Origin of the sequence: Mesorhizobium sp. M8A.F.Ca.ET.057.01.1.1 (assembly GCF_003952565.1) — a bacterium.
In the GTDB taxonomy this organism is placed as follows: domain Bacteria; phylum Pseudomonadota; class Alphaproteobacteria; order Rhizobiales; family Rhizobiaceae; genus Mesorhizobium.
Genome location: NZ_CP034454.1, coordinates 2,212,251 through 2,230,217 on the forward strand (window position 1 = coordinate 2,212,251; position 17,967 = coordinate 2,230,217).

15 protein-coding genes and 3 pseudogenes are annotated in these 17,967 nt (G+C 63.8%); 8 read left to right on the forward strand and 10 right to left on the reverse strand.

Going from position 1 to position 17,967, the window contains the following annotated elements; genetic code table 11:
• The 3 genes from EJ077_RS10180 to EJ077_RS10190 form a co-directional block, all read right to left on the reverse strand.
• Positions 1-1,101 carry a serine hydrolase domain-containing protein gene (locus tag EJ077_RS10180; RefSeq protein ID WP_208701659.1) on the reverse strand — a complete coding sequence of 367 codons (1,101 nt, stop codon included), beginning with the start codon at positions 1,099-1,101 and terminating at the stop codon, positions 1-3.
• A 238-nt stretch (positions 1,102-1,339) separates the two neighbouring features.
• Positions 1,340-2,953, reverse strand: a complete 1,614-nt coding sequence (locus tag EJ077_RS10185; protein ID WP_208701660.1) for an ABC transporter substrate-binding protein — start codon at positions 2,951-2,953, stop codon at positions 1,340-1,342.
• Positions 2,954-2,997: 44 nt separating this feature from the next.
• A complete protein-coding gene (locus tag EJ077_RS10190) occupies positions 2,998-4,131 on the reverse strand; it encodes an NAD(P)/FAD-dependent oxidoreductase (protein ID WP_208701662.1) in 1,134 nt (377 codons plus the stop codon).
• Positions 4,132-4,267: 136 nt separating this feature from the next.
• On the opposite strand from EJ077_RS10190, the gene EJ077_RS10195 reads away from it, so the two are divergent.
• Together EJ077_RS10195 and EJ077_RS10200 are read left to right on the forward strand one after the other, a co-directional pair.
• Positions 4,268-4,885: a helix-turn-helix domain-containing protein gene (locus tag EJ077_RS10195; RefSeq protein ID WP_208701664.1), complete on the forward strand. Its 618-nt coding sequence runs from the start codon at positions 4,268-4,270 to the stop codon at positions 4,883-4,885.
• A 329-nt stretch (positions 4,886-5,214) separates the two neighbouring features.
• Positions 5,215-5,919 carry an SDR family oxidoreductase gene (locus EJ077_RS10200; RefSeq protein ID WP_208701666.1) on the forward strand — a complete coding sequence of 235 codons (705 nt, stop codon included), beginning with the start codon at positions 5,215-5,217 and terminating at the stop codon, positions 5,917-5,919.
• Between the two features lie 25 nt (positions 5,920-5,944).
• On the opposite strand, the gene EJ077_RS10205 is transcribed toward EJ077_RS10200, so the two are convergent.
• Positions 5,945-6,310 (reverse strand): winged helix-turn-helix transcriptional regulator, encoded by a 366-nt coding sequence (locus EJ077_RS10205; protein ID WP_208701668.1) that lies wholly within the window; start codon positions 6,308-6,310, stop codon positions 5,945-5,947.
• Between the two features lie 57 nt (positions 6,311-6,367).
• On the opposite strand from EJ077_RS10205, the gene EJ077_RS10210 reads away from it, so the two are divergent.
• Positions 6,368-6,697, forward strand: coding sequence for a nuclear transport factor 2 family protein (locus EJ077_RS10210; RefSeq protein ID WP_208701670.1), 330 nt, complete (start codon positions 6,368-6,370; stop codon positions 6,695-6,697).
• A 13-nt stretch (positions 6,698-6,710) separates the two neighbouring features.
• Positions 6,711-7,493: an SDR family oxidoreductase gene (locus EJ077_RS10215; RefSeq protein ID WP_208702964.1), complete on the forward strand. Its 783-nt coding sequence runs from the start codon at positions 6,711-6,713 to the stop codon at positions 7,491-7,493.
• Positions 7,494-7,527: 34 nt separating this feature from the next.
• On the opposite strand, the pseudogene EJ077_RS10220 reads toward EJ077_RS10215, so the two are convergent.
• The 3 genes and pseudogenes from EJ077_RS10220 to EJ077_RS10230 form a co-directional block, all read right to left on the reverse strand.
• Positions 7,528-7,695: pseudogene (locus tag EJ077_RS10220) on the reverse strand (cytochrome-c peroxidase); the annotation flags it as partial.
• Positions 7,696-7,713: 18 nt separating this feature from the next.
• Positions 7,714-10,116: a putative bifunctional diguanylate cyclase/phosphodiesterase gene (locus EJ077_RS10225; RefSeq protein ID WP_245458708.1), complete on the reverse strand. Its 2,403-nt coding sequence runs from the start codon at positions 10,114-10,116 to the stop codon at positions 7,714-7,716.
• Positions 10,117-10,322: 206 nt separating this feature from the next.
• A pseudogene (locus EJ077_RS10230) lies at positions 10,323-11,499 on the reverse strand (cytochrome-c peroxidase); the annotation flags it as partial.
• A 264-nt stretch (positions 11,500-11,763) separates the two neighbouring features.
• Between EJ077_RS10230 and EJ077_RS10235 the strand changes: the two are divergent.
• A pseudogene (locus tag EJ077_RS10235) lies at positions 11,764-13,279 on the forward strand (acid phosphatase).
• A 33-nt stretch (positions 13,280-13,312) separates the two neighbouring features.
• Here the strand turns inward: EJ077_RS10235 and EJ077_RS10240 are convergent.
• Both EJ077_RS10240 and EJ077_RS10245 read right to left on the reverse strand, forming a co-directional pair.
• Positions 13,313-14,341, reverse strand: a complete 1,029-nt coding sequence (locus EJ077_RS10240) for a hypothetical protein (protein WP_208701672.1) — start codon at positions 14,339-14,341, stop codon at positions 13,313-13,315.
• A gap of 111 nt (positions 14,342-14,452) precedes the next feature.
• On the reverse strand, positions 14,453-15,049 hold the full coding sequence (locus EJ077_RS10245; RefSeq protein WP_208702966.1) for a DUF922 domain-containing Zn-dependent protease: 597 nt from the start codon (positions 15,047-15,049) through the stop codon (positions 14,453-14,455).
• Between the two features lie 103 nt (positions 15,050-15,152).
• Here EJ077_RS10245 and EJ077_RS10250 point away from each other — a divergent pair, with 103 nt between their 5' ends.
• The 3 genes from EJ077_RS10250 (at position 15,153) to EJ077_RS10260 (ending at position 17,552) form a co-directional block, all read left to right on the forward strand.
• A complete protein-coding gene (locus EJ077_RS10250; RefSeq protein WP_245458709.1) occupies positions 15,153-15,641 on the forward strand; it encodes a hypothetical protein in 489 nt (162 codons plus the stop codon).
• Positions 15,642-15,761: 120 nt separating this feature from the next.
• A complete protein-coding gene (locus EJ077_RS10255) occupies positions 15,762-16,220 on the forward strand; it encodes a GNAT family N-acetyltransferase (protein ID WP_208701674.1) in 459 nt (152 codons plus the stop codon).
• 162 nt (positions 16,221-16,382) lie between these two features.
• A complete protein-coding gene (locus EJ077_RS10260; protein ID WP_208702968.1) occupies positions 16,383-17,552 on the forward strand; it encodes a PLP-dependent aminotransferase family protein in 1,170 nt (389 codons plus the stop codon).
• A gap of 17 nt (positions 17,553-17,569) precedes the next feature.
• Here the strand turns inward: EJ077_RS10260 and EJ077_RS10265 are convergent, their stop codons facing one another.
• Positions 17,570-17,824, reverse strand: coding sequence for a hypothetical protein (locus EJ077_RS10265; RefSeq protein WP_245458710.1), 255 nt, complete (start codon positions 17,822-17,824; stop codon positions 17,570-17,572).
• Positions 17,825-17,967 lie beyond the last annotated feature (143 nt).

The window sequence follows — 17,967 nt, forward strand, 5'->3', positions numbered from 1 at the left end:
TCAGTCGAGAATGATGCGGATCGCCTGATCGACGACCGGGTGCAGGCCGCTGGCCTGGAAGGAGAGGCGATTGCCGGAACCGACATTGCTGGTCATGGCGATGGTGAGGTCCGTCTCCGGATCGTGCAGCATGACGGCGACATAGCCTGGAATGCTGCCCTGGTGGCCATAGAAGGCGCGGTCGCCATAGGTGCTCTGGAACATGCCGGCACCCGTCTCGCGCATGCGCGTGCCTGGAAAACTCGCCGGCACGCGGTGTTCGAACATCTCGGCGAAGAAGGGCTGATACAACAGCTTGCCGCAGAACAGGCCGCGCATGAAGCCCACCATGTCGGATGGCGTCGACACCATGTCGCCGCAGCCATAGGCGGCGCCGAACGGGAAGGAATCCGAAGAGTCCTGCAGTTCGTCGGAATAGGGCAGCACGCCGTCCATGCGCCACATCTCGCCGCCCGAGGCAATGTCGGTGGGCGCGTTCGGCGCCGGCGGCGGCCGGTGGTAATAGCCGCGCACCATCGATGTTTCCGGGAAGGCTTCGGTCGCCGGCGACCAGGTATTCTCCAGGCCAAGCGGGTCAAGGATCGCGGTTCGGACATAGGCGCCGAGCGGCTGGCCGGTGACAGCCTCGATCACCATGCCGGCCAGGACATAGCCGGTGTTGTTGTAGACGGCGGGTCCGCCCGGCGCCTTCTGCTTGTCGGAGGCGAAGGCGATGTCGACCAGCTGTTGCGGCTTCCATTGCCGGCCCGGGTCCATCGGAATGTAATATTCGAATTCCGGCAGGCCGCTACGGTGGTTGATCAACTGGCGCACCGAAATATCCCTGGCGCCGGGCAGGTCCGGGAACCAGGAGGAGATCGGCGCGCCGAGGTCGAGCTTGCCGGTCTCGGCCAGCTTGACCAGGGCGGCGGCGACGAAGGTCTTGGTGCAACTGCCGATCTTGAACAGCTGGTCCGACGCGACAGGGGTGCCATGCGCGCGGTCGGCGAGGCCGGCGGTGAAGGCCGTTGGTGTTGAGCCACCCTTGGCATAGGCAAGCGAGGCACCCACCGCGCCGTCGGCGAGGTAGCGGTCGAGGAGGGCGTTCAGATCTTTTGGCATGATGGTCTCGCTTTTGTGGAGCACGGGATTTTCGCAAAATCGGCTGGCGTGCCCTTGGAGAGGCCCCTCATCCGGCCCTTCGGGCCACCTTCTCCCCGTCGGGGAGAAGAGGGCGCCACGCTTCATCAGGCTCACCTGTCGGAGCCGCTGAAAGAGGAACTCGGCGCTCGAAGATCTCTTCTCCCCACCGGGGAGAAGGTGGCCGCGTAGCGGCCGGATGAGGGGGCGGCGCTCTGCCTCACTCCGCCATATCGACGGCGGCGAAATTCTGCCGGCCGAAGGGGTCGAGCACATAATTCAGCACGCTCTTGCGGATCGGGATCGCCACCATCGAATGGGCGATCGGCGCCACCGGCACCTCGGCCTTGAGGATCGCCTGCGCCTTGCCGTAGATCGCGGCGCGTTCTTTCGGGTCGGCGGCGACGCGGCCTTCGTCCAGCAGTTTTTCGAAATCCTTGTCGCACCAGCGCGAGCGGTTGGAGCCGCCCTTCACGCCGTCGCAGGACAGGAGATAGCTCAGCATATTGTCGGGATCGCCATTGTCGCTGCTGCCGCCGAGCAGGAACGTGTCCTGTTCGCCCGCCGCGGTGCGCTTGAGATATTCGCCCCATTCGAAGCTGACGATCTCCGAGTGCACGCCGACCTTCGCCCAGTCGGCCTGGATCATCTCGGCCATGCGCTTGGCGTTGGGGTTGTAGGGGCGCGACACCGGCATCGCCCACAGGCTGATCTTGAGGCCGCTTTCATGGCCGGCTTCCTTCAGCAGCTTTTTGGCGCCATCGGGATCATAGTCGATGTCGGCATCGGTGACGGCGCCGAGCTGCGCCGGCGGCACGACGCTGCCGGCTACCGTGCCGGCGCCGGCATAGACCGCTTCGACGATCGCCTTGCGGTCGATGGCCTTTGCCAAGGCCATGCGCACGCGCACGTCGCCCAGCGGCTGGTGTTCGACGTTGAAGCCGAGGATGCCGATGTTCTGGCCCTTGAGGTCGAGCACCGTGATGTCGGGGTCGCCGCGCAGGTCGGCGACCGCGCTTGGCGGCGGCGGCGCGGCGACCTGGCATTCATTGGCCTTGATGCGCTCGACGCGGGTGGTCGGCTCGGGCGTGACGGCGAAGACCAGCGTGTCGATCTTGGGTGCGCCGCGCCAGTAATCCTTGTTGGCGGCGTAGCGGACCTGGCTGTCGGGAACGTAGGCCTGAAGCACGAACGGGCCGGTGCCGACCGGCATGCTGTCGATCAGTTCGGGCGTGCCGGCCGCGACCATCTTTTGCGTCTGCTCCAGCGACAGGATGGAGAGATAGTCGAGCGCCAGCCCGGCCAGGAAGGTGACGTTGGGAGCCGTCAGCGTGAAGCGCACCGTGTGATCGTCGACCTTGTCTATCTTGTCGATCAGCGTGCCCATGCCCAGCGCGTTGAAGTACTCGTAAGCGCCGCCGCCCAGCTTGTGGTAGGGATTGTTGGCGTCGCGCTGGCGGTTGAAGGTGTAGAGCACGTCGTCGGCGTCGAAATCGCGCGAGGGCGTGAAATGCTCGTTCGACTGGAATTTCACGCCGTGCCTGAGATGGAAGGTGTAGGTCTTGCCGTCAGGCGAGACATCCCAGCTTTCGGCCAGAGCTGGCCCGACCTCGGTCGTGCCCGGCTTGAACTCAACCAGCCGATTAAAGATCGTCTTGGCGGCGGCGTCCATGGTGGAATCGGCGATGCCGATGGCCGGGTTGAAGGTCTCGGGGTTTGCCTCCGAGCAATAGACCAGCGTCTTGGCATAGGCCTGCCCGCCGAGAAGGACGGACGAGGCCAGCAGGGTCGAGGCCAGAAGGGATGGGGCAAGCACTGCGCGCAGGGATTTCATCGCAAACGCTCCTGATGGCACATTCGGGGTTGAGGGAAGGAACTTCATGGCGTCGCCGCCGGGGTAAGGAAGCGGTCGGGCGCCAGCGCCGCGGCGGTGACGCCGAGTGCCGCGACATCCGCGGGCAGGGATTGGCCGCGCATCAGCGCCGCGCTTAGCCTGGCCAGCGTCAGCGACACCTGGAAGCCATAGCCGCCTTGGCCACCGAGCCAGAAGAAGCCTGGCAGGCGCGGGTCGAAGCCGGCGACAGGCGTGCGGTCAGGCGCGAAGGTGCGCAGGCCCGCCCATGGCGTCGACGGACGGCCGATGCGCATCGAGGTCGCCTGTTCGATGCGGTCGACGGCGATGGCGACGTCGATGTCTTCGGGCCAGGCATCGCAAGGCTCGGAATCGGTCTCGTCGGCCAGCGAGCCGATCAGCCTGCCGGCGTCGGGCTTGAAGTAGAACTGTTCGTGAAGGTCGACCACCAGCGGCCAGTTGGATATGTCCGCGCCGGCGGGCGCATCGAACAGGAAGGCGGTGCGCCGTTTCGGCTGGAAGCCGAGGCCGGAAAGACCGGCCAGACCGGCGACGACATCGACCCAGGCGCCGGCGGCGTTGACGACGATGTCGGCCCGATGCTCGCCGGCACTGGTGGTGATGATGAAGCCGTGCTCGGCATGGGCGATCCCACGGACTTCCTCGCCGGTGCGGATGATGCCGCCGCCTGTCTTTAGCGCCGAGGCGCTGGCCGCCAGCATCTTGCCCGTGTCGACATCCACCGCGTCCGGCTCGTAAACGCCGCCGCAGGTGGCTTCCCTGGCTATGACCGGGACCAGTGCGTGAAGCTCGGCCGCCGACAGGCGGCGCACGCTGGGCAGCAGCGCCTGCAATTCGGAGGCCAGCCGGTCGATCGCAGCGTCGTCACCTGTCCAGCCGACATGCAACGCGCCGCGCCGATGGGCGGCGAAGCCGCCTTCGACTATTTGCCGCCGGCTGGCCAGCGTCAGCCCGCGCACCACGCGGTTGCCATAGGTCTCGGTGAACAGAGCGGCGGAACGTCCGCTGGCATGGTAGCCGAGATGCGGCTCGCGCTCGATGACGGTGACTTCGGCCCAGTCCGCCATCTCGGCGGCAAGCGAGAGGCCGGCTATGCCGCCACCGATGACGATGATTTTTCCGAGGGAGCTCGACTGCATCCTCCAGTCGTAAAAATAATTTCGTATCCAGTCAATATTTAGCGTATAAGAAAATTGTTGGTGTTGTTGATGGCGGTCGGGAGTTCGACTACCTAGGGCGGACAAACGGCCCGACGGCCGCGCCATGGAGCTGACAATGTCGGAGCAACCGAACCTCGGTGATTGTCTGCGTGCGCTGAGAAAAACGCATGGCTGGACCTTGCAGGAGGTCAGCTCTCTCACCGGCGTCGCGGTGTCGACGCTGTCCAAGGTCGAGAACGACCAGATGTCGCTGAGCTACGACAAGCTCCTGCAGATCTGCGAGGGGCTCGGCATCCATGTGACGGAGCTGCTCAGCGGCGACCGCAGGCAACCCGCGGCACGCACACGCCGCTCGGTGACCTCGCAGTCCAACACGTTGCGCCAGCTGACTCGCAACTACGACTACCGGTATCTGGCCACTGACCTGGTGCGCAAGCGCATGGTGCCCATCCACGCCTATGCGCGCGCCCGCACGCTGGAGGAGTTCGGCCCGCTGACCAGGCATGCCGGGGAGGAATTCCTGATCGTACTCAAGGGCGAGATCGAACTGCACACCGACCAGTACGCGCCGGTGCGGCTGAAGGCGGGCGAGAGCGTCTACATCGATTCCACCATGGGGCACGCTTATCTGTCGGTCGGCGAGGGCGACGCCGAGATGCTGTGCGTCTGCTCCGGCGACGAGCCCGACATGGAAGGAACGCTGCTGAGTGTGCTGGAGACGGTGGAAGGGTAGGGGCCGATTGGCCGCGTCAGTTGCAATTGGCTGATGTCGGCGCTGCCCCTCACCTGCCTGCCGGCATCCTCTCCCCGTAAAGTGACGGGGAGAGGGGGCTGAGGCGGATGATTTTGCCAATCCCCAACGTCGCAAGTAAGGGCGCCGGCGTTGCGAACGGCTTTTTTCTCCCCGTCACTCTACGGGGAGAAATGCCCGGCAGGGCAATGAGGGGCAGCGCCACCGCCCAAGTTTTTTGCAGATCGATTCAGTCTTTCTGGTTCGAACTGGCCGGCGAAACCGGCTATAGGACCCGCTGAAAACTCCCGCCAACCCAAAAAGGAAAATCCATGAGCTCAGAAAAGACAGCCGTCATCATTGCCGGCGGCAGCGGCATGGGGGCGGCGGCGGCGAAGCGCCTGGCGGCGGACGGCTTCAAGGTCGCCATCCTGTCTTCGTCCGGCAAGGGCGAAACGCTGGCCAAGGAGCTTGGCGGCATCGGCGTCACCGGCTCCAACCAATCGAATGACGATCTGCAGCGCCTCGCCGACCTGACGCTGGAGCGCTATGGCCGCATCGACGTCCTGGTTAACAGCGGCGGCCATGGGCCGCGCGCGCCGATCCTGGAGATCACGGACGAGCAGTGGCACACCGGCATGGATGTCTACCTGATGAATGTCATCCGGCCGGTGCGTATCGTGGCGCCGCAGATGATCAAGCAGAAGGGCGGCGCCATCATCAACATCTCGACGGCCTGGGTGGCCGAGCCGAATGCGATGTTCACGACCTCGGCCGTGTTCCGCGCCGGCCTTGCCGCCTACACCAAGATTTTTTCCAACACTTATGCTGCCGACAATGTACGCATGAACAATGTGCTGCCCGGCTGGATCGACAGCCTGCCGGCGACCGAAGAGCGCCGCGACAACGTGCCGATGCAACGCTACGGCACATCAGAGGAAATCGCCGCGACGATCGCGTTCCTCGCTTCGGAAGGGGCGGGCTATATCACCGGCCAGAGCATCCGCGTCGATGGCGGTGTTATCAGGGCGCTGTGAGGTAGAAGACGGGAAGGCGCTTGGCTCATTTCCTCAGCGCCGCCCATTCCAGCAGCATATCGAGCGCCGGGCATAGCGCCTGACCCCATTGCGTCAGGCTGTATTCCACTTTCGGTGGCACTTCCGGATAGATCGTCCGCGAGGCGATGCCGTCGCGCTCGAGCTCGCGCAGCTGTTGGATCAGCATTTTCTGCGAGACGGCGGGGATGGCGCGTTCCAGTTCCGAAAAACGCAAGGTGCCGCGATCGAAGAGATGGAAGATGATGACCATCTTCCATCGACCTTCCAGCATGCGCAACGCCGCCTCGACGCCGGTCGCCGCCATGTCCGGGGTCACATCCTCCAGCTTACCTGTAGGTGAGTACCCTACTTTTTTGTCGGTTCTTGCCATGTCGACAGGCTACCATCAAATACCGGAGCAGGAAACATCCTCAAACGGGAGAGCCCGATGACGCCTGCCTTGCCAGACACGCTCAGCCGATATTTCACAGCCCAAAACGCGCATGACATCAATGCCATGGTCGCATGTTTCGCCCCCGACGCCAGGGTTCACGACGAGAACGAGGACATCGTCGGCAGCGCGGCGATCCGTGCCTGGAAGGAGAAAACGGTCGCCAAATACAAGGTCGCCGCCGAACCGCTCGACATGCACCGGGAGCCCGACCGGACCATAGTCTCGGCCAGGGTTTCCGGCACCTTCCCCGGCAGCCCTGTCGTCCTGACCTACCGCTTCGGCCTGGATGGGCAGGGACGGATCAGCGCGCTTGAAATCGGCTGACGGAGAGCGGGCGATGCTGCACGAGATGGAATTCGCCGACAAGAGAGTGCTTGTCACCGGCGGCACCAGGGGCATTGGCGCGGCCGTCACGCATCGGTTGCGCGAAGCCGGTGCGAGGGTCCTGGTGACGGCACGCGCCCGCCCGGACGACCCGGTGACGCCGGCCCTGTTCGTGGCCGCCGACATCGGCACGGCGCAAGGCTGCGCGACGGTCGTCCAGGCCACGCTCGACCGGCTCGGCGGCGTCGACATCATCGTCCACGTGGTCGGCGGTTCGTCGGCGCCCGCGGGCGGTTTTGCCGTTCTCGATGACGGTATCTGGCAACGGGCGCTCGAGCTCAACCTGCTGGCGGCGGTGCGGATCAATCGCGGCCTGCTGCCGTCGATGATCGGGCAAAGCTCCGGCGCCATCGTCCACATCACCTCCATCCAGCGGCAATTGCCACTTCCCGAAGCCACCATCGCCTACGCGGCGGCAAAGGCCGCGCTGTCGAACTACAGCAAGGCCCTGTCCAAGGAGGTCGGGCCGAAGGGCGTGCGCGTGGTCAGGGTGGCGCCCGGCTGGGTTCAGACCGAGGGCGCAGTTGGGCTGATCGAGGCGTTGGCGGCCAGGAGCGGCACTGATTTCGAAGGCGCCCGCCAGGCGCTGATGGCCAGCCTCGGCGGTATTCCGATCGGCCGCCCCGCCTCCCCGGAGGAAGTCGCCGAACTCGTCGCCTTCCTGGCGTCCCCGCGTGCGGCCTCGATCCACGGCACGGAATACGTCATCGATGGCGGGACCGTGCCCACGGCGTAGCGAAGGCCCGGGCGCGTCTCACCGCAACGGGTCGCTACCTGATCGTCAGCGTCCACAGGAACGCGACGATGTCGCCGATCTCGGCATCGTCGAGCGCCGGCTTGTCGCCGGGTTTCTTGCGGTCGAAGGGCGGGTCCTGATTCAGGTTAGGCCAGTAAGCCTTTGGCAAATCGTCATATTTGTCGACCGTGCCGTCGGTGTCTCAGGCGCGTCGCATTGCCTACGCGGTCAAGGCATTTGGCTGTTCGAAAAGTGCGTGAACCTCGGAAACCGGCATTGGGCGGCCGAAGAACCAGCCCTGGACATCCGTGCAACCATTTTCCTTGACCAGCTTGTACTGGTCCTCGGTCTCGACGCCTTCCGCGGTCGTGGTCATGCCGAGCGTCGCGCCGAGTTCGGCGACGGCCTTGACGATCGCCCGGCTTTCGCTGCTCTCGCACATCAGGCTGACGAAGCTGCGGTCGATCTTGATGCGGTTGAACGGGAACGACCTGAGATAGCTCAGCGAGGAATAGCCGGTGCCGAAATCGTCCATGGCTATGCTGATGCCCAGATCCCGCAGGCTGTGGAGCGTCGTTATCGTGTTTTCATTGTGCGCAAGCAGCACCGACTCGGTAATCTCCAGCTCGAGCCGTGACGGCAGCAGGCCCGATGCCGCGAGCGCCGAGGCAACCTGAAGCGCCAGCGTCTGCTGTTTGAACTGGGCCGGCGAGAGATTGACCGCGACCTTGACGGTCGCGGGCCACGTCGCGGCGTCGACGCAGGCACGCTTCAAAATCCACTCGCCAAGTGCCTCGATCACGCCCGTCTCCTCGGCCATCTGGATAAACTCCGATGGTTGGAGCAGGCCGAAGCGCGGATGCTCCCATCGCACCAGCGCTTCGAAGCCCGTCAGTTCCGAGGTCTGTGCGTCATGCAGCGGTTGATAGTGCAGGACGAACTGCTCGTTCGCAACGCCGAGAGCAAGCTCGGACTCGAGCTGACGCCGCTCCTGAAGTCTTGCGTCCATTCCCGCCTCGAACGACCTGCAGGTCCCGCGGCCCTCCATCTTGGCCTTGTACAAGGCAAGGTCGGCATTGCGGATGAGGATCTCCGAACTTTGCCCATCGTCCGGGAAGACGGCGATGCCGATGCTGCTGCCAATGTTGATCTTGTGGCCCTGGATCAAGAATTCGCCGGCCAGGGCGTGAATGACCCGGCTCGCCAGCACGCCGGCCTCGTCGTCGCCATCGAGCAAGAGCTGGAGGATGACGAATTCGTCGCCGCCGATCCTTGCCACCATGGCGGTCTCACCGGCCTGCTGCTGCAGGCGCCTCGCCACTTCACTGAGGAGCCGGTCGCCGATCGGATGGCCGAGCGTGTCATTGACCGGTTTGAAACGGTCGAGATCCACGCAATGGACGGCCAGCTTCTCGCCCTTCCTGAGGCTTTTCAGCGCCTCGTCCATCGTGCCGGCCAACAGACCCCGGTTGGGCAGGCCGGTGAGGATATCGTGCGTGGCGAGGTGCTGGATCTCGATGGTGCGTTCCTCGACTCGCCGCTCCAGGGTCTCGGCGGCATCGGCTTGCATCGTCATCGTGCGGCCGATCGCATACCAGCAGGCCAGCGCCAGCAGCGTGACGACCGCGACCGCCGCGTAGCCGGCCAGTTCGAATTCCCGCACGGCCTGGGCGTCCATGTTGTCTTCGAATCTGCCGTTGGGAAAACCGGCCCAGAGGCGCCACGCGCTTCTAGGATCGTTGAGCGAGAGCGGGAGGACTTCGGAATAGATCAGATTGGGGTCCGCCGCCGTGAAGGCGCGGGAATCAGCCGCCAGGGCCGTCGACATCTTGTGTTGGTCGGATTCGAACCCGTAGCCTGAATTGACGACGACATAGTCGCTGCTCGGCAACAGTTTCCTCAACGCCGAGGTGAGCATGATCGCCGAGACGGAGCCGCGCAGTCTGCCGTCCTGGCCGAAGACCGGGACCGAAAGGATGAAGCCGGAGCGATCCGCGTCATTGCCGGTATGGATGAAATCGGTGTTGTCGCAGGTGATGAGTTCCTTCGTGCCAATAACCGGCACATCCAGCCCGTCGATGTTGCTGGAATCGGGATAGTTCGCCTTCATCCAGGCAAGCTGTTTGACCAGTTCATGGTATTCATAGGTTTCAACTTCTTCGGGCGGACGGGTCAGCGAATGGTCATCCAGCTTGACGGGCTTCGTGTCCGCGGCGGCGTCTGACCTTGCCCTGGCATTCACGATCAACTGGTCGAACTGGAGGATCGGCTCCTCGAGCTTGCCGGTCACGGCATCGAAGCGGTCCGGGTCGAAATCCAGCGGCAGGAAGTAGACCTCGGAAATGGAGACGTTGTTAGCGAGGTTGTTGTAGATCTGCTGGATGGTCGCGCGGCCTTCGTCGCCCAGATTGGTGCCGTGCCGGTCGAGGTTCCTGACGCTTGGCAGATAGGTCAGGGTCCGGACATTTTCATAGACGGACCGCAAGGCGTCTTCGACGGTCTTGGCGGTCGCGCGCGATGCCGCCCGGGAGTTTTCCAGATAACGTTCCCTGGCAAGCGCGTAATCACGCTGGGCATCGATGTGCAACGCCACCAGCATCGCTGCGCCGGTGACAAGGATCACAACAAATCCGACTGCTCGCCCGAATGCGTTCATCGGCGTCCTACCATCGATTGGCGAGGGATACCGCATCGCAGTTTAGGAAGCCCTAATGAGGATGTCCTTCTTTTGCAGTGTCTCCCGGCCCGCGCGGCAAATCCGGCAAGGTCCAGAAACCGGTTCGCTGGCGTGGCCAAGCCGGGACGCCGGCCCGCGCAAGGTCCAAGGGTTCAATCCGCTGGCTCGGCCCGCTGATCGGCATCGGTGAGCGCGCCGAGAAAGGCGACGATGTCGTCGATCTCGGGGTCGGTCAGCGCCGGCTTGTCGCCGGGTTTCTTGCCGTCGAAGGGCGGGTCCTGATTCAGGTTCGGCCCAGTAAGCCTTTGGCAAATCGTCGTATTTGTCGACCGTGCCATCGGCATTCTTGGGATACCCGCGACCGGGGTCGGTGTCCCGGCTGGCGTAGAAGGCGACGGCGTCGCGCAGCGTGTGGAACTCGCCATTGTGGAAGAAGCTCTTGCGCAGCGCGACGTTGCGCAGCGTCGGCGTCTTGAACAGGCCGCAATAGTCGGTGCGGCCGTGAAAATCTGTGCGCAGCGGGCCGCACAGGCCGAGATCGGCATAGGCCGGGTCGGCATTGGCCGGAATGGCGGGATTGCGAGGCACGGCGATGGCGATCAGGCCGAAATCGGTGAATTGCGGCGGCTCGCCGTTATTGGCGGGTTCGCTGAGATGGCAACTGGCGCAATTGCCCTTGGTTTCGTCCTCGAACAGTTGGCGGCCATGCAGTTCCTGCGCCGACAACGTCGCCTTGCCGGCGAGGAAGGCATCGTAGCGGCTGGAATAGGGATAGAAATCGGCGGCGCTCTGCTCGAACGTGCCGAGCGCCTCGGCGGCGGCGTCGAAGGCGTCGTTGGGATGGTCGAACACGTCGTTGCCGAAGGCGGCCTTGAAGGCATCGGCATATGCCGACTTGCGCAAGGCGGCGGTGACGGCACCGGCATCCTTGTTGCCCATCTCGAATGGCGAGAGGAGGGGGATTTTCGCCTGGTCCCTGCCGTGGTCGGCGCGGCCGTCCCAGGTCAGGCCGCCGGTCGGACCGTTGTCGACGCTCTCGTCGCCCTCGTCCTCGGAATCGTAGAAATGCTCGGTGAAAGCGGGCGCGGCCTGGAGATAACGCAGCGACGGGACGGCGCGCACGCCGGGCTGGTCGAGATTTGGCCCGCCCATTTCGACCGGCGTGGCCGAGGCCGGCCCGAAAGCGTGGCGCGGGTCATGGCAGGACGAGCAGGCCTGCCTGCCCGAGGCCGAAAGCGAGGGGTCGAAGAACATTTTTCGCCCCAAGGCGGTCAGCGCCTCCGCGCGGGCGAAGGCTTCGGCGCGCGACAGCGGGCCGGGATGGACGCCATCCGGCCCGCGGAATTCGCGGGCGCGGCAAGGCCAAAGGTCGAGATCGCGGCAATCGCGATCATCAGGCTTTTCCATCGTCTTCGGGTCATGGAGCATGGTCCGCTTCGGCCCGGCATTAAGAACGCAGTGCAACGGATTGATGACCGGCCCGGCGCTCACGAACCGTGTTCACCGCGGCGGTGGATGTCACAAGGTGACAGGCAGCCACGTTAGCTGGCCGTATGTTCCTGCGCCCCTAGCCACAGTCAGCCACGAGTCTCCATGACGAGGCTCAGCTCCTCACTCCTCGGTCTGGCCGTTCGGCCTGCTTCCCTGGCGGCGGCCAATGCGCCCTCCGCTTCGACAAGATCGACACCGTCGTCGTCATCTATGCCGAAACCGCAGCTTCGATAATCTTTTCCCCGGCGCCAATGGGCTGGCCAATGTCTCGGCTGACCAGGCGCGCCAGCTCGACCGCGACGGCAAGCCGCTGACCGAGCTGCCACCGGCCTGGGGCGGGCTGACTGGCAAGGGCGTCACGCCCGTGGTCACGGAGGCCGAGACCGCGCATCTCGCCAACGCCGCCTTCGCCATCGACGATCCCAAGGGCTTCCATGAGGGCACAAACGTCATCACCCACGACCTGTGGCACCGCTTCTACCAGGAGCAGATGCAGATCGACGGCGGAAAGAACGACAAATTCGTCGCCTGGGCCGATTCCGGCGGCCTGGTCATGGGCCATTATGACGGCTCGAGCCTGCCGATGTGGCAGGTGGCGAAGAAATACGTGCTGGCCGACAATTTCTTCCAGGGCGCCTTCGGCGGCTCCTTCCTCAACCATTTCCAGCTCGCCTGTGCCTGCGTGCCGGTCTATCCGCACGCCGACACCAGTCCGATCAAGGGCCAGATCGCCGTGGTCGATGCCGACGGCACATCCTTGAAGGTCGCCGACAATTCGCCGGCATCGGCGCTCGGCGGCGTGCCGAAATTCGTCAATGATGGCGCCATCACGCCCGATTTCCATGCCGTCAACACCATGCAGCCGCCTTATCAGCCGAGCGCCAACAAGCCGTTCGAGGGCGGCGACAAGGCGCTCGCCGACCCGGCCGCGCCCACCACGCTGCCGCCGCAGCACGACATCACCATCGGCGATCTCCTGTCGCTGAAAGGGGTGGACTGGGCCTGGTATAGCGGCGCCTGGCAGGCAACGCTGGACGGCAAGAACGCCACGCCGGTGCCGAACTTCCAGTTCCACCACCAGCCCTTCAACTATTTCGCCGCTTACGCGCCAGGCACCGCCGCGCGGGCCGAACACCTGAAGGACGGCGGCATGGATGGCGCTGTCTTCATCAAGGACATAGATGACGGCAAGCTGCCCGCGGTCACCTTCTACAAGCCGCAGGGCAACCTCAACGAGCATGGCGGCTATACCGATGTGGCGAGCGGCGACCAGCATCTGGCCGACGTCGTCGCGCATCTGGAGAAGAGCCCGCAATGGAGCCACATGCTGGTGGTCGTCACCTATGACGAGAATGGCGGCTTCTGGGATCATGTCGCGCCGCCCAAGGCCGACCGCTGGGGGCCGGGCAACCGCATCCCGGCCTTCATCGTCTCGCCCTATGCCAGGATGGGCACGGTCGACCACACCCAGTACGACACGACGTCGATCCTGCGCTTCATTACCGCGCGCTACGACCTGCCGGTGCTGACCGGCATCGTCGCCCGCGACAAGGCGCTGGCCGCCAATGGCGAGCCGCCGATGGGGGATCTGAGCGCGGCGCTGGATCTGAGCCGGTAGGGCGGGTGGGAGATAAACTCGCGCAGTCGACCGTTATTGCGACCCCGGAAGCGCAGCTTGTAACGGGTTGTAGTCGTAAAGTTCCAGCGCGACGGCAAACGGGAACTGCCAGCCCGTGTCGGGGTAGCGGCGAACGGTCTTCATCAGTCTTCCGCTGTCTTTTGCCACCCAGAGCTCCGCGGCCGCCGTGTAGGGGAAGGTCTGCCATGTCGCCGCATAGTGCAGGAGCCTGCCCGTGGCGGAAGATTCCTCGCCCAGCAATTTGCACGATGAGAATTTGGGACCCATCCGATCCATGATGGAAAAGTATGCTTTGCCACGGGTTAGCCATTTGTCCGAGAAGGCATATTTTGTGTAGGTATTGTCGTTGTCGATTCGCAAGGCCTGATAAGGCTTGAGCGATCCATCGTCCCTGACCTGGTAGATGTTGATTGTATATCGCGGCGGTCGGCTGTCTTGCCGATAGGCATTGTTGACGTCGACGCATGATGGGTCAGGCCTTGGTGCCTGTGTCGCTGAACTGATGGCGGTTGCGTCATAGTCGTAGACGTCGAGAGCGACCGCAAAGGGAAGTTGCAAGGAGCGGCCTTTCGGATAGCGTCGAAGCATCCTCACCAATCGATGCTCATCCTTGCTGATCCAGAGTTCCGCCTTGGCCTCATAAGGAAATTCGTGCCACGCGGCGGCATAATGAAGAAGCTTTCCTGTCCTGCTCAGCAATCGGCACGACGTGAATGTCGGACCCAGGCGATCCTTCAGGGGAAAATAGGCTTCGCCGCTCGGTTGCCATTTGCCGGAGAAGGAAAATTTCTTGAATAGTTTTCCCTTGTTGATTTGCAGAACCTGATAAGGGCTCAGTGAGCCGTCCGCTTTCATCTCGTTTGTGGTGATTGTATATTGCTCTGGCCGGTTTTTCTGATCATACGCCCTTTCGATTTCAGAGCATGATGTATCTGTTTTCGGTTTTCTGGCGGCCTGTGCCCATGAGGTCGAAATAACAATCGCAAGTGCAATTGTCCAAGCACAGTTAAGGATTTTTCCCATGACGACCCATGCGAACAAGATGTTTCGCCGACACGATACTTGATGTACACGGTTATTTTTTCGCGTGCTAGCGGTCCTGCCGCTGAAGCCCAAAGGCGTTGATGCGGCTTCCCAGCTCGATTCCCTCGATTATCCGCCATTCACCAGCGCAAGGATAAGCTTCTGCAGATTGCCGCCCTGGCCAAGTTCGACGCGGTCGAAATCGCGGCTTGCCTGGCGCTGCGCCTGCGAGAGCGCGGCCAGGCGTCTGGTCATCTCGGCGCGGATCTTGCTGCATTTGGGGTCATCCGCGACGGTCAGGCCGACTGTCGCCGCCTCTATCTTGCGCACCATGTCGACAATGGTCGCGCCATGCACCTTTTCGTGGGCGCTGACGCCGGCGAGGAAAACCTCCCAGTTCTTCTGGATGGCTGAAGGCAGCGGCGAGGAAGGGCTGGGCAAGGTGTAGGTGATGATGAGCTTGGGCTTGGCCGAGACCAGCACGCAGGCTCCGGCACGCGGCTGATAATCCCTGGTCCAGGTCAGCTTGAAATTGGTGTGGGCGATAGCGCGGCCGACGCCGACATTCGGCCCATTTTCGCCGATCGAGCGATAGAGCTCCGGTCCGGACTGGCCTGAAATGGCATAGGTCTCGACCTTCTCGACCGGCTTCCACTCGGCCCGCGCGGTGAGCGGCAAGGCCACCAGGGCGGCGGTCAGAAAACACAGGCGAATACAGGCTCTCAACACCGCTCTCTCCAAGGCGCGCGGCCTTGCCGGACGGCAATGCCATTCAACGGCTTTTCCTATATGCTGCCGGCTGGTGCTGCAAATGCCCGAGGGGGAAGTCATGAGAAGCTATTTCGTTGCCGCCGGCGCCTTGGCGGTTTTGCTTGGCGCGCAGCCGGTTTTTGCCGCGTCCTGCGGCTGGAGCGCCAAGATGGAAGAAGACGAGGGCGGCAGCGTGCTGACGGCTTCCGTCTGCGGCGGGCCGAAAGGCGATGCGCATCTGATGCTGGCCTGTTTCGACAATCCGATGCTGAGCTACGATCTGGGTGACAGCGGCCAGCAGCTGGAACCGGGCATCAGCGGCAAGTTCGACTTCAAGGCCGACGGCAAGACGGTGACCAAGACGCTGCAGCTGGAGGCCATGTACAATTATTTCGAGGTCGATCTGGCGAAAGCCGACCCGCTGCTCGATCTGCTGCGCTCGAAGGGGGATGTGTCGGTCAGCGCTGCCAAATATGGCGATATCAGTTTTCCGCTGAAGGGATCGAGCGCAGCCATCGGCAAGGTGCTGGCGCAATGCGGCAAGGCCAAGCCTGCCGATGGGGATTGAGGGGCGGCCGGTGTTCCCTGACTCTAAGATGGCGGAACGTAACGCGCCTTGCCTTCTCCCACAAGGGGAGAAGGAAGAGCTACTTGCCGCTGCCGGCGCCTCGCGATATGCGGGCGCCCCATGACCAACATCCAATTCCGCAAGGCGCAAGCCTCCGACCTGCCAGCCATCGTCGCCATGCTCGCCGATGATCCGCTGGGGGCGACCCGCGAAGATGCCCCGTTGCCGCTGGCGCAAGGCTATCTCGATGCCTTCGACGCCATCGACGCCGATCCAAACCAGCTGCTTGCCGTGGCCGTGGACGGGACCGAGGTGATCGGCACCTTGCAGATCACCTTCCTTGCCGGGCTTTCGCGCAAGGGCGCGTGGCGGGGGCAGATCGAGGCGGTTCGTGTCGCCGATGGCAGGCGTTCCGACGGCATCGGCAAGAAGATGTTCGAATGGGCGATCGGGCAATGCCGGGCGCGCGGCTGCGGCCTTGTCCAGCTCACGACCGACAAGGGCCGGGCGGATGCGCACCGTTTCTATGAAGGGCTCGGCTTCACCGCCAGCCATATTGGTTACAAGAAGAGCCTTTAGACACGGACGCTGGCGGCGACTGGCGTATAGCGGAAGCCTCTCAGGCACTATTCAAATCGGCTGACAAAGCGGATATAGGTCAGTCAGGTTGACCTATTGTAAAAACGTCCGGGGAGGCGTGACTTGACCCTTTTGAACCTGTTGGCGTCGCGCTCGTCGCGCATGAAGGCGTCGGAAATCCGCGAGCTGTTGAAACTGCTCGACCAGCCCGACATCATCTCCTTCGCCGGCGGCATTCCGGATCCCTCGCTGTTTCCGGCCGATGCCATCCGCGATGCCTATGCCGATGTGCTGGGCGGGGCGGAAGCCGGGGCGGCGCTGCAATACCAGGTCTCGGAAGGCTATCTGCCGCTGCGGAAGTGGCTTGCCGGACAGATGGGCAAGCTCGGCATCGCCTGCGACGAGGCCAACATCTTCATTACCTCCGGCTCGCAGCAGGCGCTGGATTATCTCGGCAAGCTGTTCCTGTCGCCGGGCGACACCGCGCTGGTGACATGGCCGACCTATCTCGGCGCGCTGCAGGCCTTCAACGCCTATGAGCCGCGCTACGACCGGCTGCGGCCCGAAGGCGGCAACATGACGCCGGCGGCCTATCACGCTGCTGCCGCCGCCAATGGCGGGCGGGTGAAGTTCGCCTATCTGGTGCCTGACTTCGCCAATCCGACCGGCAACACGCTGGACCGAAAGCAGCGCGAGGCGGTGCTCGACCTTGCCGGCGAGCTCGACATCGCCGTCATCGAGGATGCCGCCTATCGGGCGCTACGTTATGACGGCGAAGGCGTGCCGCCGATCCTGGCACTGGACTGCGCGCGGTCCGGCAGCATCGACAAGGCGCGCACGCTCTATTGCGGCTCGTTCTCGAAGATACTGTCGCCCGGCATGCGCGTCGGCTGGGTCTGCGCGCCGCGCCACGTGATCGAAAAGCTGGTGCTGATGAAGCAGGCCTCCGACCTGCACAGCCCGTCGGTCAACCAGATGGTGATGCACCGCGTCGCCGAATCCGTGTTCGACGGCCAGGTGGACAAGCTGATCGGCGCCTATCGCGAGCGTCGCGACGGCCTGCTCGATGCGCTGGAAGCCAACATGCCGAAGGGCGTGACCTGGAGCCGCCCGGAAGGCGGCATGTTCGTCTGGGTGACATTGCCGGAAGGCACCGACGCCACCGAACTCCTGGCGCGGTCGGTGAAGGACGCGCGGGTCGCCTTCGTGCCCGGCAATGCTTTTTATGCTGATGGCACCGGGCGCAACACGCTGCGGCTTTCGTTCACGCTGGCCGACCGCCGCGCGGTGACCGAGGGGATCCCGCGGTTGGCGGCGCTGCTCAAGAACTAGGCCCCGCCCCCTGGCGCCTACGCCGGCACGTCCACCAGATATTTGAGCTTCGCAAGCCTGGCGCGGGCGAGCTTGCGGATCGGCTTTTGGAAACCCTCTTCGCCGGTTTCGACGACGAAGACCAACGTCTTGAAGTCCAGCATGAACTCATCGATGGCCCGCGTCGTCTGTTCGGACCTGTCCTTGAACCGGCGCAGCAATGCGTTCGCTTCCTCAATGCCGCCGGCGCCGGCGCTGTCGACCAGCGCTTCCAGCCTCTGAAAACAATCCAATCGCAAGTCCTCCCGCCGCGCCACCAAACTTACCGCCGACCGAAAAGTTCCATCGGGCCTGAAAATTTTTCGCTGGTTGTCAGCAGATGCACGTGCCGCGCGTTGACGCCCTGCCGCCCGGGCCTAAATTCGAGGCCTTGCGA

What these genes read in the sequence shown, in the direction of transcription:
- EJ077_RS10185 (WP_208701660.1), bottom strand. Translation starts at nt 2,953, where the DNA reads ATGAAATCCCTGCGCGCAGTGCTTGCCCCATCCCTTCTGGCCTCGACC.
- EJ077_RS10190 (WP_208701662.1), bottom strand. Translation starts at nt 4,131, where the DNA reads ATGCAGTCGAGCTCCCTCGGAAAAATCATCGTCATCGGTGGCGGCATA.
- EJ077_RS10200 (WP_208701666.1), top strand. Translation starts at nt 5,215, where the DNA reads ATGAGCTCAGAAAAGACAGCCGTCATCATTGCCGGCGGCAGCGGCATG.
- EJ077_RS10250 (WP_245458709.1), top strand. Translation starts at nt 15,153, where the DNA reads ATGAGAAGCTATTTCGTTGCCGCCGGCGCCTTGGCGGTTTTGCTTGGC.
- EJ077_RS10260 (WP_208702968.1), top strand. Translation starts at nt 16,383, where the DNA reads ATGAAGGCGTCGGAAATCCGCGAGCTGTTGAAACTGCTCGACCAGCCC.
- EJ077_RS10180 (WP_208701659.1), bottom strand. Translation starts at nt 1,101, where the DNA reads ATGCCAAAAGATCTGAACGCCCTCCTCGACCGCTACCTCGCCGACGGC.
- EJ077_RS10195 (WP_208701664.1), top strand. Translation starts at nt 4,268, where the DNA reads ATGTCGGAGCAACCGAACCTCGGTGATTGTCTGCGTGCGCTGAGAAAA.
- EJ077_RS10205 (WP_208701668.1), bottom strand. Translation starts at nt 6,310, where the DNA reads ATGGCAAGAACCGACAAAAAAGTAGGGTACTCACCTACAGGTAAGCTG.
- EJ077_RS10255 (WP_208701674.1), top strand. Translation starts at nt 15,762, where the DNA reads ATGACCAACATCCAATTCCGCAAGGCGCAAGCCTCCGACCTGCCAGCC.
- EJ077_RS10215 (WP_208702964.1), top strand. Translation starts at nt 6,711, where the DNA reads ATGCTGCACGAGATGGAATTCGCCGACAAGAGAGTGCTTGTCACCGGC.
- EJ077_RS10210 (WP_208701670.1), top strand. Translation starts at nt 6,368, where the DNA reads ATGACGCCTGCCTTGCCAGACACGCTCAGCCGATATTTCACAGCCCAA.